We start from the raw sequence: 13293 nt of genomic DNA on the forward strand, positions 1-13293 counted from the left end.
CCGCTTCTCCTGAATTCGGTCTGGCCGGCAAAAAAGTCGGCAGATCGGCTAAGGTGGCTAATCAGCCATCAGTGACGCTTGCGCTACTAAATAGTATTACAATTTATTTTTCAAGCAGCATTTTATCGTCTATAAATCCATGCATCGGAAGAAATCCGATCAAATAGTCTTACCAATAACAATAAAAGTGGGTAGATCAGATGAAAAAGCATGCTCTTCTCAGCACCTTTGGACTGTCTTTGATGATCAGCACCTTGACCGCACAGGCCGCAGCACTCTCCAGCGAACACAGCTCCTTTGGCCAACTGCCGGACGGCACCGCCGTCGAAAAATACACCCTGCGCAACAGCCATGGTGTGCAGGCCAGCATCATCACCTATGGCGCGACCCTGCAATCACTGCTGGTACCCGACAAGGCTGGCAAGGTGGAAGACATCGTGCTGGGCTTCGATGACGTGCAGGGCTATCAGAACAACGGTACGGTGTATTTCGGTGCGACCATCGGACGTTTCGGCAACCGCCTGGCGGGTGGCAAATTCACCCTCGATGGAAAGACCTATCAGGTCCCGCTCAACGACAAGACCAACGCTCTTCATGGTGGCGACAAGGGTTTCGACAAACGCCTGTGGAAAGCGCAGGAAACCAAGACCGGTGATTCAGTCGGCGTGAAGCTGACCTACGTGTCGCCAGACGGCGAGATGGGCTTCCCGGGAACGCTGCAGACCGAAGTCACCTACAGCCTTAACGACAAGAACGAGCTGAAAATCGATTACCGCGCCACCACCGACAAACCGACGGTGTTGAACCTGACCAACCACAGCTATTTCAATCTGGCGGGCGCAGGCAGCGGCGATGTTCTCAAACAGGTTGCCACCCTGCACGCTTCGCATTACACCCCGGTCAACGACAAGCTGATCCCGACCGGCGAACTGCCCGCCGTGGCCGGCACGCCGATGGACTTCCTCAAGCCCACTGCGTTCGGCAAGCACATAAAGGATGACAACCAACAGCTCAAGTACGCCGAACCCAAGCAAGGCGGCTTTGACTTCAACTGGGTACTGGACAGTAAAGGGGATGTGAAGAAACTGGCCGCCGAGGTCAGCGACCCGCAGTCAGGCCGGACACTGCAGCTGTTCACCACCGAGCCTGGCGTGCAGCTGTACACCGGCAACTTCCTGGATGGCAGCATCCACGGCAAGGGCGGCAAGGTCTACCCGCATTGGGGCGCGTTTACGCTGGAAACCCAGCATTACCCTGATGCACCCAACCAGCCGAAATTCCCGAGCACTCGACTGGACCCTGGCAAGGCTTACACCCAGACAACTGTGTTCAAATTCCTCAATAACTGAGGCGTAGAATCGCGCAGCCCTTGCCCGCCAAAGGCTGCGCGCCCTCCTCTTTACTGACTGCGTTTCATCGCTGCGGTCAGCGTATCGACGTTGTAGCGAAACATCTTCGCGTAGGTCGGCGCAGGGCCATCGGCTGGCGACAACGACTCAACGTACAGCTCGCCGCCAGGCTGGGCGCCACTGGCCTGGGCGATCTGCTTGACCAGACGCGGATCGCTGGAGTTCTCGAAGAAGTACGCGCTGACGTGCTCGGCCTTGATCTGACGGATCAGTTTCGACACATCCGCTGCTGACGCCTCGGATTCAGTGGACAGGCCCAGCGGCGACAGGAACTTCACGCCGTAGGCATCACCGAAATAACCGAATGCATCGTGGGAGGTCAGAATCTTGCGACTGGCTGCCGGGACCGAACGAATCTGATCCTTGGCGTACTGATCCAGCTGTTGCAACTCGGCTATGTAGCGGTCGCCGTTGGCCTGGTATTCGCTGGCACCTTCCGGGTCGGCTTTTTTCAGCGCGGCAATAATATTGCGTACATAAATCACCCCGTTGGCAGCGCTGTTCCAGGCATGTGGATCGACAATGCTCTTGCCGTCCTCATCCATGCTGCGGGTCTTGATGCCTTGCGAAAGCACCACAGGCTGACCTTTATAGCCTGAGGCCTTGATCAGCCGATCCATCCAGCCTTCCAGATGCAGGCCGCTGACAAAGGCCAGGTCCGCATTTTTCAGCGCCTGGGCATCGCTCGGCGTTGGCTCGTAGACGTGCGGGTCGCCATTCGGGCCAATCAGGGATTTGACGTGAACACGCTCGCCGCCAACCGTGCTGACCATGTCGGCGATGACGGTAAAGGATGCCACCGCCTCAAGCGGTTTGGCCTGGGCCAGGCTGGCGAACGCGGACAACGCCAGTGCAGCCATCGAACTCAACAGCATCAATCGTTTCATGACATACCTTTTCAGTGAGCCAAGTGAGGTTTGGGAAACAGTCGACGCACGATGCCCGTGCGTCCGAACAGCAGGGAAAACGCGTAGAACGTACTGGCGGTCAACACGATGGCGGGACCCGAAGCGACGCCAAGGTGATAGGAAACGATCAGGCCGATCAGACCGGACAAGGTGGCGATCAGCGTCGAAATCAACATCAGGCCGCTCAGCGAATTGCTCCAGAAACGCGCAGCCGTCGCCGGCAGCATCATCATGCCGACCGCCATCAACGTGCCCAGCGCCTGAAAACCTGCAACCAGATTGAGCACGACCAACAGCAGGAACAGCACGTGATACAGCGATCCCCGCCCGCCCACCGCACGCAGGAAGCCTGGATCAAAGCACTCCAGCACCAGCGGACGGTAGATCACCGCAAGCAACACCAGCGTGAATGAGGCGATGCTGCCGACCATGTAAATCGATGCGTCATCGATGGCCAGAATGGTGCCAAACAGCACATGCAGCAGGTCGACACTGGAGCCGTGCAGCGACACGATCAGCACACCGGCAGCCAGCGAGGTCAGGTAAAAACTGGCGAAGCTGGCGTCTTCGCGCAGTGATGTCAGGCGGCTGACGAGCCCGGACAGCAACGCCACCGCCAGCCCGGCGATCAGCCCGCCAAAGCCCATGGCGGGCAGCGACAGACCAGCGACCATGAAGCCCACCGCGGCACCCGGCAACACCGCGTGGCTCATGGCATCGCCTACCAGGCTCATGCGCCGCAGCATCAACAACACGCCCACCGGGCCTGAGCCAATGCCCAGTGCCAGACACGCCACCAATGCGCGGCGCATGAAACCGAATTCGATAAACGGCTCGACTACAAGGCTGTAGAGCATCATGGGCGCTCATCCTCGGCATCACACAACAGCGCGTCGGGGCTCCAGTATTCCGCCATGTTGCGCGCCTTGCGCAGGTTGGCGACGCTGAGCACGTCGGCCGTCTCGCCCCAGGCAATGGCTTCACGGGCCATCAACAAGGTCTGCGGAAAGTGCTGACGCACCTGATCGATATCGTGCAGCACAGCAATCACAGTGCGGCCCTGCCCGTGCCAGGCACGGACCAGTTCCAGCAAATCGCGAGTGGTACGCGCGTCGATGGCGGTGAAAGGTTCGTCCAGCAGAATTACCGAAGCATCCTGTAGCAACAATCGGGCAAACAGCACGCGCTGGAACTGGCCGGACGACAGCGAACCTACGCTGCGACTTTCGAACCCTTCAAGCCCGACGGTGTGCAACGCTTCTGCGGTGAGCCTGGCGTGATTGCGCGTCAGGCTACGAAACGGCCCGATGCTGTGCCAGGCGCCCATGGATACCGTATCGGCAACGCTTAGCGGGAAGCTGCGATCAATCTCGGCAGCCTGCGGCAGATAGCCGATGGTGCGGGTTGCCAGACGGCCTCGATCAACGCGCCCCTGTGCAGGCTTCATGGTCCCGGCAATGGCTTTGATCAGAGTTGATTTACCGGCACCGTTGGGTCCGACGATGGCCGTAAGGCTGCCCGCCTCGAATCGACCGTTGAGGTGATGCACCGCAGGGCGGCGCTCGTAGGCCACGGTAAGGTTTTCGAGGCGGATGACGGCACTCACGGAATAGCCACCGACCAGCCGATGGCCGCCCATAACAGCCCCAGTACCGCGAGGGAAAACAGCACTCGCTTCCAGGCCGATTGAGCCAGCACAGAAGCCGAGATCGAGGGAGATTGAGAAGATTTCACGCGCGAATAACCTGCAATTATTCGTTACAGTATTACATACGGTCGACACGTTTCGTTATAAAATAACATTTAAGAAAAATGTGTATGTTCGTTTTTATGCTTGCTGACCTTCGGTCTGATCAGGGCAGCGCTGCTTGAGTCCGCCGCAGCAACCCGATACTGTATATACAAACAGTAAAGGGTCTCTTCATGCAGCTCATCGACAAGCTCAGCATCCTGGCAGACGCCGCCAAGTACGATGCGTCCTGCGCCAGCAGTGGGGCCCCGAAACGCAGCTCGCAGAACAAATCCGGGCTGGGTTCTACCAATGGCATGGGCATCTGCCACAGCTACACGCCAGACGGGCGCTGCGTTTCGCTGTTGAAGATCCTGCTCACCAACTTTTGCCTGTATGACTGCCAGTACTGCGTCAACCGCCGCTCCAGCGATGTGCCGCGTGCGCGCTTTTCGCCTGAAGAAGTGGTCACCCTGACGCTGGACTTCTATCGGCGCAACTGCGTAAGCGGGCTGTTTCTGAGTTCGGGGATCATTCGCTCGGCCGACTACACCATGGAACAGCTGGTCGAGGTCGCAAGGCTACTGCGCGAAGTGCACGAGTTTCGCGGTTACATCCACCTCAAGACCATCCCCGATGCCGACCCGGCGCTGATCGAAAAAGCCGGGCGTTATGCCGACCGGCTGAGCGTCAACATCGAGCTGCCCACCGACCTGAGCCTGCAAACACTCGCACCGGAAAAAGACGTGGCCTCCATCAAGCAGGCGATGCAGACCATCTATACCGGCGAACAGACCGTGCGCAACGAACCGCGCTCGCCGCGCTTTGCGCCGGCCGGGCAAAGTACGCAAATGATCGTCGGCGCGGATGCCACCGACGACAGCACCATCCTGCACAGTGCGCAATCGCTGTACAGCGACTTCAAACTGCGCCGGGTCTACTACTCGGCGTTCAGCCCGATCCCGAACAGCCCCAATAGCGTGCCTCTGGCCGCCCCGCCATTGATGCGCGAGCATCGCCTGTATCAGGCAGATTTTCTGCTGCGCGGCTATGGCTTTACCGCTGGCGAGCTGCTCAACGGCCCAGGTGATCTTGCGCTGGACATCGATCCCAAACTGGCATGGGCGCTGGGCAATCGACAGGTGTTTCCGCTGGACCTTAACAAGGCCGACGCGGCGCTTATCGCCCGAGTGCCTGGCATCGGCATTCGCACCACGCAGAGGCTGGTCGAACTGCGCAGGCAGCGGCGCATACGCTACGAAGACCTGACCCGCATGCGTTGCGTGCTGGCCAAGGCCAAGCCGTTCATCATCACCAGCGACTACCACCCGCCGCAGGCAGAGACTACCAGCGAGTTTCTGCACCATCAGTTGCGCGACCGGCCGCAACCTCAGCAAATGGGCCTGTGGGGATGATCTGCCTTGATTGTGATGATCTGTTCGACACTTGGCGAACCCAGGCACGCTGGCTATTGAGTCACCAGATCGACCCCAGCCAGGTCAGCTGGAAGTCGCCTGACGCTGCCGACCTGTTTGGCAGCGAAGAACAATACCCCAAAGAGTCCGGGCCGTTTCAGGCGCGTGTTCCACTGGAGTTGCTGCAACTGCTGGAAAGCACGTCGCGCTATCGTGGTGAGCAGCGCTGGAGCCTGCTGTACGAAGTGCTATGGCGCGTCACGCATGGTGACCGAACGGCCATGATGGCGGGCGACAAGCTGGGCAGCGAGTTGCATCGGCGTCTCAAGTCAGTGCGCCGCGAGGCGCATCACCTGCATGCTTTTTTGCGTTTTGTAGCCCTGCCGCCTGCCGACAATGACGCAGCGATCATGTGCCCGCAATACGTGGCCTGGCATGAGCCGGCCCACGATATTCTGCTAAGCGCCAGCGAGCACTTCATAGGCCGTATGGGCCAGCACCGCTGGATGATTGCCACGCCGCAAGATGGTGTCTATTACGACGGCAAGCAACTGATTCATGAGCGCCGCTGCCCGGATGCGTGGAAGACCATGGCGCGGCAGGTGGAAGACCCCCACGGCGAGCTATGGCTGACCTATTACAGCCATATCTTCAACCCTGCCCGACTGAACCCGAAAGTCATGGAAGGTCACTTCCCTTCGCGCTTCTGGAAAAACCTGCCGGAAGGCCCGCTGATCCCGGCCCTCATCACCCAGGCCCGCACTGGCAAGCAGCGCGACGGTCAGGCCAGCGACATCGCCGCCCGGCGCGGCAAGAAGATCGCGTTGAAGGACTGATCGGTGCCTCCTGCACCAATGCTCTGCGCTCATCGTTACCCATAACTCTGAAGAGCCCGAAAAATGGGGCTGACACCGCATGACTCTCGTTCCAACGCTCCGCGTGGTAATCGAGGCCAAGGCCTAAAACGAAACCCGGCCATCAATGCAGGTCACCACCGAGCCGCCCACCCAGATGTTTTCGCCAACGCGCTCAACGGTCACCCTGCCCTTGCGCCCGAGTGCAGCGCCCTGGCTGACGACGTAGCATTCAGGCGCAAGGCCTTCCTCCAGAAACCAGTGGGCAATTCCAGCATTCAGGCTGCCGGTCACCGGGTCTTCGGCCATACCATCGCCAGGCACGAAAGCGCGTACTTCAAACTGCGCCTCATCGCCATCCAGCTCAGGGTTCCATGGGCCGACAACGCCGATTTTCAGACCGTTCAATTGGGCATAGTCAGGCTGCAAAGCCAGAACCGTGGCGCGGTCTGCCAGACGAATCGCTACCCAGCCAGGGCCGTTATCCACCCAGCGAGCATCCAGAATTTCACCCGCATCGAGCTTCATGCCGAGGCGAATCTGCTCGATCAGCCCGGCGTCTACCGCGCCGAAGCGCAACAGCGGCGGCGCGGTGAAGGCCAGCCCGGAGACGTCTTTGCGAATACGCACCAGACCGATCCCGCATTCCTGGATGATTTCCTTGCCACGAGGCACGCCGCCACCTTCCAGCCATGCATGGCAACTGCCCAGCGTGGGGTGCCCGGCGAACGGCAGCTCGCAGAGCGTTGTGAAGATGCGCACCCGATAGTCGGCTGCCGGGTCTGTCGGTGTCAGCAGAAACGTGGTTTCACTCAGATTGGTCCAGCGTGCAAACGCAGCCATCTGTTCGTCACTCAATCCGTCTGCCCCCAACACCACCGCCAGCGGATTTCCGAGTAACGGTTGATCGCTGAACACATCCAGTTGCTTGAAATCGAACGATCGCATCAGGGCTTCCTTGGCAAGGCGATAAAAGACCAAGGTTGCCATGTCTGCGGCGCAATGAACAACGGGATATTGAACCAACTTCCGCCCCGATCGCTCACAGCTCATGCACTGGCGGCTAGTCTTGCGACTACGTAACCCAGAGACGTAACGCTGGTCATCCGAGGTTTGAAGATGCTGGACAGCAAACCCTACAGTCAGCTCGAAACGCTTTGCCAGACAATGACCGACAAGGCCTTCCTGGTCGTGACCGGTGCAGGTATCAGCACCGCGTCAGGCATTCCGGACTATCGCGACAAGGACGGAGTGCGGCGTGGCAAGCAGCCGATGATGTACCAGGAATTTGTCGGCAACCCTGCTGCACGCCAGCGTTACTGGGCGCGGGCAATGCTCGGCTGGCCCCGTATCCGGGCCGCGCAGCCCAATGTCGCGCACCGTGCGCTGGCTGCGCTGCAAGCCGAAAACGCCATTAGCGGGTTGATCACCCAGAACGTCGATGCTCTGCACAGTCAGGCGGGCAGCCATGACGTGATCGAGCTGCATGGCAGCTTGCACCGGGTGCTGTGTCTTGATTGCCAGCAACGCAGCGACCGGGCGCTGATTCAGGAACAGATGATTGCCCTGAACGCCTATCTGGCCGGGGTCCACGCCATACAGGCACCCGACGGCGACACCCTGTTGGACCCAGCCTTCGAGGCTGGCTTCAAGGTCCCCGAATGCCCGCACTGTCACGGCGACCGGCTGAAACCGGACGTGGTGTTCTTCGGTGAAAACGTTGCCGCGCAAACCGCTGCACAAGCGACATCAAGCGTCGCGCAGGCAGAGGGTTTGCTGGTAGTAGGGACATCATTGATGGCCTGGTCGGCGTTCCGCCTGTGCAAGGCGATGGTCGAACAGGGCAAGCCGGTGATTGCGATCAACCATGGCAAGACCCGCGCCGACGAGTTGCTGAACATGAAGATCGAGGCCTCGTGTGAGCAGGTATTGCCATGGCTTGCCGAGCAGTTGATCACGCGTTAGAAAAGCCCGAGCTGTCCACCGATCAGGGTACTGAAATCGTCGTCCACGAACGGCAGGATCGCATCGGCCAGCGGTTGCAACTGGCGCGTCACGTAGTGATCGTAGTCAATCGGCGCATGGCGTATCTCCAGCGGTTCCGGGCCGGCGGTGGTCATTACATAGCTGATCCAGCCACCGCTCTGGTACTGCTTCGGCCGCCCCTGCTGGTCGTTGTACTCGTCGGCCAGACGCGCTGCACGGACATGCGGCGGCACGTTGCGCTGGTAGTCATCGAGCTTGCGGCGCAGTCGCTTGCGATAGATCAGCAGGTCATCCAGTTCACCTGACAGCGTGCGCTGCACGTAGTCGCGCACGTAGTCCTGATAAGGCTGACGCTTGAAGATGCGCAGATACAATTCCTGCTGAAATCGCTGGGCCAGCGGCGACCAGTCAGTGCGTACCGTTTCCAGGCCTTTGTAGACCATTTCTTCGGAACCGTCGGCGCGGGTGACCAGCCCGGCGTAACGCTTCTTGCTGCCCTCCTCGGCCCCGCGCACGGTCGGCATCAGAAAGCGTCGAAAATGCGTTTCATATTGCAACTCCAGCGCGCTGTGCAGGCCATATTCGTTCTGCAGATGCTCGTGCCACCACAGATTGACCTGTTGGACCAGCGCCTTGCCAATGGTGGCTGCTTCGTCCTGACCGTGAGGACGGCCCAGCCAGACGAATGTCGAGTCGGTGTCGCCGTAGATCACGGTGTAGCCCTGGGCCTGAATGAGGTCGCGGGTCTTGAGCATGATTTCGTGCCCGCGCAGGGTGATCGAAGACGCCAGCCGCGGATCGAAAAAGCGGCAGCCGCTGGAACCCAAAACCCCGTAGAACGCGTTCATGATGATTTTCAGGGCCTGGGACAGCGGCGCGTTTTTCTCGCGCTTGGCCGCTTCCCGGCCTTGCCAGACGCGCTCGACGATGGCTGGCAGGCTGTGTCGCTTGCGGGAAAAACGCGCACCGCGAAAACCCGGTACTGACTCGCTGTCTTCGGGATGACGCATGCCCTCTATCAAACCCACCGGATCGATCAGGAAAGTACGAATGATCGACGGATAGAGGCTTTTGTAGTCCAGCACCAGCACCGATTCGTACAACCCGGGTTGCGAATCCATCACGAAACCGCCGGGGCTGGCTTCCGGTAAACGCTCGCCCAGATTGGGAGCGACGAAGCCTTGGCGGTGCATCAGCGGAATGTACAGATGGCAGAATGCAGCAACCGAGCCACCGCTGCGATCAGCCGGCAAGCCGGTCACCGTGGCGCGCTCCAGCAGGAAGGTCAGCAACTCGGTCCTGGCGAATATGCGCGTTACCAGCTCGCAGTCCTTGATGTTGTAACGTGCCAGCGCAGGCTTGTCCTCAGCGAACATGCGATTGATCTCGTCCATGCGCTGGTAAGGCGTGTCGATGGCCTTGCCCTCACCCAGTAGCGTCTGCGCGACGTATTCCAGACTGAAGGAAGGGAAACTCCAGGTGGCGGAGCGCAACGCCTCGATACCATCAATGACCAGCCGGCCACTGACTTCGGCAAAAAAGTGATTGTTACGGCTGCCATGCTCACGCCAGCCCATCGCCTCCCCGCCACGTCCGAGCCGCAGCGGCACCTGCAAGCGCTGCGCGTGCTCATGCAGCACCCGCAAGTCAAACTGCACCACGTTCCAGCCAATGATCGCGTCCGGGTCATGCAACGCCAACCAGTCGTTCAGGCGCTCCAGCAACTGTGCGCGGGTGTCGCAATAATCGAGCTGAAAATCCAGCGCCTCATCACCGCCGTTTGGCGGGCCGAGCATATAGACCTGACGCTGCCCGCAGCCTTCCAGCGCGATGGAATACAGCTCGCCCCGCGCGGTGGTTTCAATGTCCAGCGATACCAGTTTCAGATTGGGCCGGTAGTCGGGTGCCGGCCTGATCTGCGCCTCACACAACACGCCATCGGCATTCGGCGTGCCACTGAACTGCACTGGCGCGGTGATGAAACGCTCCATCAGGTAGCGCTCGGGCGGGCGAATGTCTGCTTCGTAGACGTCCACGTTGCCTCTGCGCAACAGTTTTTCGATGTTCATCAACTGCCGATGCTGCTGACAGTAGACGCCCAGCACCGGGCGATGACGAAAGTCACAAAGCTCCAGAGGGCGCAACTCCACACCACGCTCGCTGCGCAACAGCAACCGCGCGCGCTCACCCTGTTCGGAGGGAATGAATGCCACTGAAGGCTGACAGGGCAGACGGATATGGCGAGGCCCCTGATCAGTGGCCAACCAGAAGTCGACCTCGGTCCCGGCGGGCGTGTCTTGCCAGTGCCGACTCAGGATAAAGCCCTGCGGTAAATCCAACGCTACGCCCTCAAGGCTACGGTCAAGGTACTGATTCTACTTGGCCTGAAAGGTAAAGGCGCGGTTGGCGGTCGATTTCAAGTCATATTCAGCAGACGCTGACGATTGATTGCATCTATGCCCCTGATCCTGATTTAACGCTTGCCCGATTCTGCGGACTGCACGATTCTGTAGTGGCGCTGCAATCGCACTACAGTCAATCAGGTCCTGATCTCGGAGAGCGTCATGAAAACCGTTGCCCAACTGCTGAAACTGAAGGACCTGCAAAATCAGCAGGTGCATACCATCGGCCCGGACCAGATGGTGCTGGAAGCCCTCAGGCTGATGGCCGAGAAAAACATCGGCGCATTGCCGGTGGTCAGAGACGGCGCTGTGGTTGGCGTGGTCAGTGAACGCGATTACGCACGCAAGGTGGTGCTCAAGGGACGCTCATCGGTGGGCACGCCGGTCAGTGACATCATGAGCAGCAAGGTCATCACCGTCGATTCACAACAGACAGTGGAAGCCTGCATGGGGATCATGACCGACAGCCATCTGCGTCACCTGCCCGTCGTGGAAAACGGGCAGCTGCTGGGCCTGCTGTCGATCGGCGACCTGGTGAAGGAAGCAATAGCCGAGCAGGCCAGCCTGATTCAGCAGCTTGAACAGTACATTCGCGGCGAATGATCTGTCGGTTAGAGATGCGAAGCGCGCGGTAACCCGCGCGCAACCGTATCAATCATCCAGCGTCTTGCCAGGTGCGGCGCCCTTGCCGGGCTTGCCGGGCTTTTCAGCCGGTGCCGGCTTTGCTTCCGGCTCGGGCGCCGGGGTGGCCGCTTCCTTCTCGCGCATCGGCATCTGATCAATAGTGGCAAAAATCTCTTTGGGATCTACCGACTCTGATTTTTCGATCTTCTTCTCGCCATCCTTGCCCACCAGAATGACCCGGGTCTTCACGCCCGCCCCCAGTTTCAGCTCACGGATCAAGGCCATGGTCGACTGCGGGTCCAGCGCTTTGCCATCGCGTTCGCCGATGGTATTGACCACCGTGTACAGCACCATGTTGCGCTGTACAAAAGCCTCGCGGTTGGCAGGTTCTTGCAGCGCCTTTTTGAGGCTGACCAGCGTGGGATCAAGCGTGCTGGGCGCGATGATGATCAAGGGTCGCGACTTGCCGCGCTCCTGTGCCAGAGGGCCGTCGCTGTCGGCAGCCAGCGCTGTACCGGCAGCGACAAGCAGGGTGGCGAGGGTCAGGGACCGGATTAACATGGTGGGCTCCTTTCAAATCCATTGGGTAGCCATCACGCAGACACACGCGATGCTTGTCTCTTCTACCGCATATGGGTCATCCCGGTACAGCCCGGCGTAGTCCTTTTCCTAAATCCCTTTCTTTCATCATGCAATACGCTTGAATAACCGCTGGCCGGCGCTGTCCAGCGTTGCCGCCAGCCGCTGCACGATCTGCTCCACCTCGGCGGCATCCAGCACCAACGGCGGCAACAGGCGAATGACCTTGCTGCGCGTCACATTGATCAACAAGCCGTGTTGCTCAGCCGCGATGCGGGTCAGTTCGGGAATAGCCTGCTGCAACTCGATGCCGATCATCAGCCCCTGGCCGCGGATCTCCAGCACCTGAGGATGATCACCCAGCACTTCGCGCAGCCGCTCAAGCAGATGCTGCCCTTGCACGCGGGCGTTTTCCAGCAGCCCCTGCTGCTCGATGATGTCGATAACGGTGCAGCCCACTCGGCAGGCCAGCGGGTTGCCACCGAACGTGCTGCCATGACTGCCAGGCGTGAACAGACCGGCCGCCTTGCCGCGCGCCAGACAGGCGCCAATCGGCACGCCGTTGCCCAGCCCTTTGGCGAGGGTCATGACGTCTGGCACGATGCCTTCGTGCTGAAAGGCAAACCACTTGCCGGTCCGCCCCATACCAGTCTGGATTTCATCGAGCATCAGCAGCCAGTCGCGCCGCGTGCAGCGCTCTCTCAACGCCTTGAGATACCCGGCAGGCGCCACCTGCGCGCCGCCCTCGCCCTGAATCGGCTCGACCAGGACCGCAGCGATACGATGGCCGTGAGAGGCACAGACTTTATCGAACGCCGCCAGATCACCGAATGGCACTTTGACGTAGTCCCCCGGCAGCTTACTGAAGCCCAGGCGTACGGCGGGTCCGTCGCTGGCTGACAGCGTGCCCAGGGTACGACCGTGAAAAGCGTTTTCCATCACCACCACAAGGGGCTGTTCGATGTATTTGTGCCAGCCATGCAGGCGCGCCAGCTTGAGCGCGGTTTCGTTGGCCTCCGCGCCCGAGTTGTTGAAAAACACCCGCTCCAGGCCTGATACCTCGGTCAGTTTCTGCGCCAGCCGCTGCTGCCAGTCAATGCTGTACAGATTTGAGGTGTGCAGCAACAAACCTGCCTGCTCGCGAATCGCCTCCACCAGTAACGGGTGCGAGTGCCCTACCCCGGTCACCGCGACACCGGCCACCGCATCCAGGTATTCGCGCCCGGCCTGATCCCACAAGCGCGTGCCCAGCCCGTGGGTGAAACTCAGGGCAAGCGGTTGGTAAGTGGTCATCAGGCAGGTGGTGGTCATGACGTGAAGCTCCTTGGGTATGTTTCAGTTTTTCCAGTATCGTTAACCACCTGCTCTGGATAAACAGCGAAATACT

13 protein-coding genes are annotated in these 13293 nt (G+C 59.9%); 5 read left to right on the forward strand and 8 right to left on the reverse strand.

Annotated elements, in window-relative coordinates:
- Window positions 1-200: 200 nt before the first annotated feature.
- Window positions 201-1349: an aldose epimerase family protein gene (locus tag N018_RS15185; RefSeq protein WP_025390127.1), complete on the forward strand. Its 1149-nt coding sequence runs from the start codon at window positions 201-203 to the stop codon at window positions 1347-1349.
- Window positions 1350-1399: 50 nt separating this feature from the next.
- On the opposite strand, the gene N018_RS15190 is transcribed toward N018_RS15185, so the two are convergent.
- Genes N018_RS15190 through N018_RS28305 form a run of 4 tightly spaced genes read right to left on the reverse strand, consistent with a single transcriptional unit; the run spans window position 1400 to window position 4051 of the window.
- Window positions 1400-2296 carry a metal ABC transporter substrate-binding protein gene (locus N018_RS15190; RefSeq protein WP_024646521.1) on the reverse strand — a complete coding sequence of 299 codons (897 nt, stop codon included), beginning with the start codon at window positions 2294-2296 and terminating at the stop codon, window positions 1400-1402.
- Window positions 2297-2307: 11 nt separating this feature from the next.
- Entirely contained in the window at window positions 2308-3177 is an 870-nt protein-coding gene (locus N018_RS15195; RefSeq protein WP_024646522.1) for a metal ABC transporter permease, read from the reverse strand.
- Window positions 3174-3956: a zinc ABC transporter ATP-binding protein AztA gene (gene aztA, locus N018_RS15200; RefSeq protein ID WP_032632965.1), complete on the reverse strand. Its 783-nt coding sequence runs from the start codon at window positions 3954-3956 to the stop codon at window positions 3174-3176. Before aztA ends, N018_RS15195 begins: the two co-directional genes overlap by 4 nt.
- Window positions 3920-4051, reverse strand: coding sequence for a hypothetical protein (locus N018_RS28305; RefSeq protein WP_267872184.1), 132 nt, complete (start codon window positions 4049-4051; stop codon window positions 3920-3922). The genes aztA and N018_RS28305 overlap by 37 nt, the downstream gene beginning before the upstream one ends.
- Window positions 4052-4240: 189 nt before the next feature.
- On the opposite strand from N018_RS28305, the gene N018_RS15205 reads away from it, so the two are divergent.
- On the forward strand, window positions 4241-5461 hold the full coding sequence (locus N018_RS15205; RefSeq protein WP_025390128.1) for a putative DNA modification/repair radical SAM protein: 1221 nt from the start codon (window positions 4241-4243) through the stop codon (window positions 5459-5461).
- On the forward strand, window positions 5458-6297 hold the full coding sequence (locus tag N018_RS15210) for a TIGR03915 family putative DNA repair protein (RefSeq protein WP_038401332.1): 840 nt from the start codon (window positions 5458-5460) through the stop codon (window positions 6295-6297). Before N018_RS15205 ends, N018_RS15210 begins: the two co-directional genes overlap by 4 nt.
- A 123-nt stretch (window positions 6298-6420) precedes the next feature.
- Here the strand turns inward: N018_RS15210 and N018_RS15215 are convergent, their stop codons facing one another.
- Window positions 6421-7263, reverse strand: a complete 843-nt coding sequence (locus tag N018_RS15215) for a PhzF family phenazine biosynthesis protein (RefSeq protein ID WP_025390130.1) — start codon at window positions 7261-7263, stop codon at window positions 6421-6423.
- Between the two features lie 171 nt (window positions 7264-7434).
- Between N018_RS15215 and N018_RS15220 the strand changes: the two genes are divergently transcribed.
- Window positions 7435-8280: an NAD-dependent protein deacetylase gene (locus tag N018_RS15220; protein WP_025390131.1), complete on the forward strand. Its 846-nt coding sequence runs from the start codon at window positions 7435-7437 to the stop codon at window positions 8278-8280.
- Here N018_RS15220 and N018_RS15225 read toward each other — a convergent pair.
- Window positions 8277-10640 carry a DNA polymerase II gene (locus N018_RS15225; RefSeq protein WP_025390132.1) on the reverse strand — a complete coding sequence of 788 codons (2364 nt, stop codon included), beginning with the start codon at window positions 10638-10640 and terminating at the stop codon, window positions 8277-8279. The two genes, N018_RS15220 and N018_RS15225, sit on opposite strands and share 4 nt — an antisense overlap.
- Window positions 10641-10865: 225 nt before the next feature.
- Between N018_RS15225 and N018_RS15230 the strand changes: the two genes are divergently transcribed.
- Window positions 10866-11306 carry a CBS domain-containing protein gene (locus tag N018_RS15230; RefSeq protein ID WP_025390133.1) on the forward strand — a complete coding sequence of 147 codons (441 nt, stop codon included), beginning with the start codon at window positions 10866-10868 and terminating at the stop codon, window positions 11304-11306.
- A 48-nt stretch (window positions 11307-11354) separates the two neighbouring features.
- On the opposite strand, the gene N018_RS15235 is transcribed toward N018_RS15230, so the two are convergent.
- Window positions 11355-11888 carry a DUF4174 domain-containing protein gene (locus tag N018_RS15235; RefSeq protein WP_025390134.1) on the reverse strand — a complete coding sequence of 178 codons (534 nt, stop codon included), beginning with the start codon at window positions 11886-11888 and terminating at the stop codon, window positions 11355-11357.
- 126 nt (window positions 11889-12014) lie between these two features.
- Entirely contained in the window at window positions 12015-13217 is a 1203-nt protein-coding gene (locus tag N018_RS15240; RefSeq protein ID WP_025390135.1) for an aspartate aminotransferase family protein, read from the reverse strand.
- Window positions 13218-13293: the final 76 nt, after the last annotated feature.

The sequence above is a fragment of the Pseudomonas syringae CC1557 genome, assembly GCF_000452705.1.
Taxonomy (GTDB): domain Bacteria; phylum Pseudomonadota; class Gammaproteobacteria; order Pseudomonadales; family Pseudomonadaceae; genus Aquipseudomonas; species Aquipseudomonas syringae_F.

Bases quoted from the DNA above. Each gene is read 5' to 3' on its own strand.
- N018_RS15185 (WP_025390127.1), top strand. From the start codon at position 201: ATGAAAAAGCATGCTCTTCTCAGCACCTTTGGACTGTCTTTGATGATC.
- N018_RS15190 (WP_024646521.1), bottom strand. From the start codon at position 2,296: ATGAAACGATTGATGCTGTTGAGTTCGATGGCTGCACTGGCGTTGTCC.
- N018_RS15195 (WP_024646522.1), bottom strand. From the start codon at position 3,177: ATGATGCTCTACAGCCTTGTAGTCGAGCCGTTTATCGAATTCGGTTTC.
- aztA (WP_032632965.1), bottom strand. From the start codon at position 3,956: ATGGGCGGCCATCGGCTGGTCGGTGGCTATTCCGTGAGTGCCGTCATC.
- N018_RS15205 (WP_025390128.1), top strand. From the start codon at position 4,241: ATGCAGCTCATCGACAAGCTCAGCATCCTGGCAGACGCCGCCAAGTAC.
- N018_RS15210 (WP_038401332.1), top strand. From the start codon at position 5,458: ATGATCTGCCTTGATTGTGATGATCTGTTCGACACTTGGCGAACCCAG.
- N018_RS15215 (WP_025390130.1), bottom strand. From the start codon at position 7,263: ATGCGATCGTTCGATTTCAAGCAACTGGATGTGTTCAGCGATCAACCG.
- N018_RS15220 (WP_025390131.1), top strand. From the start codon at position 7,435: ATGCTGGACAGCAAACCCTACAGTCAGCTCGAAACGCTTTGCCAGACA.
- N018_RS15230 (WP_025390133.1), top strand. From the start codon at position 10,866: ATGAAAACCGTTGCCCAACTGCTGAAACTGAAGGACCTGCAAAATCAG.
- N018_RS15235 (WP_025390134.1), bottom strand. From the start codon at position 11,888: ATGTTAATCCGGTCCCTGACCCTCGCCACCCTGCTTGTCGCTGCCGGT.
- N018_RS15240 (WP_025390135.1), bottom strand. From the start codon at position 13,217: ATGACCACCACCTGCCTGATGACCACTTACCAACCGCTTGCCCTGAGT.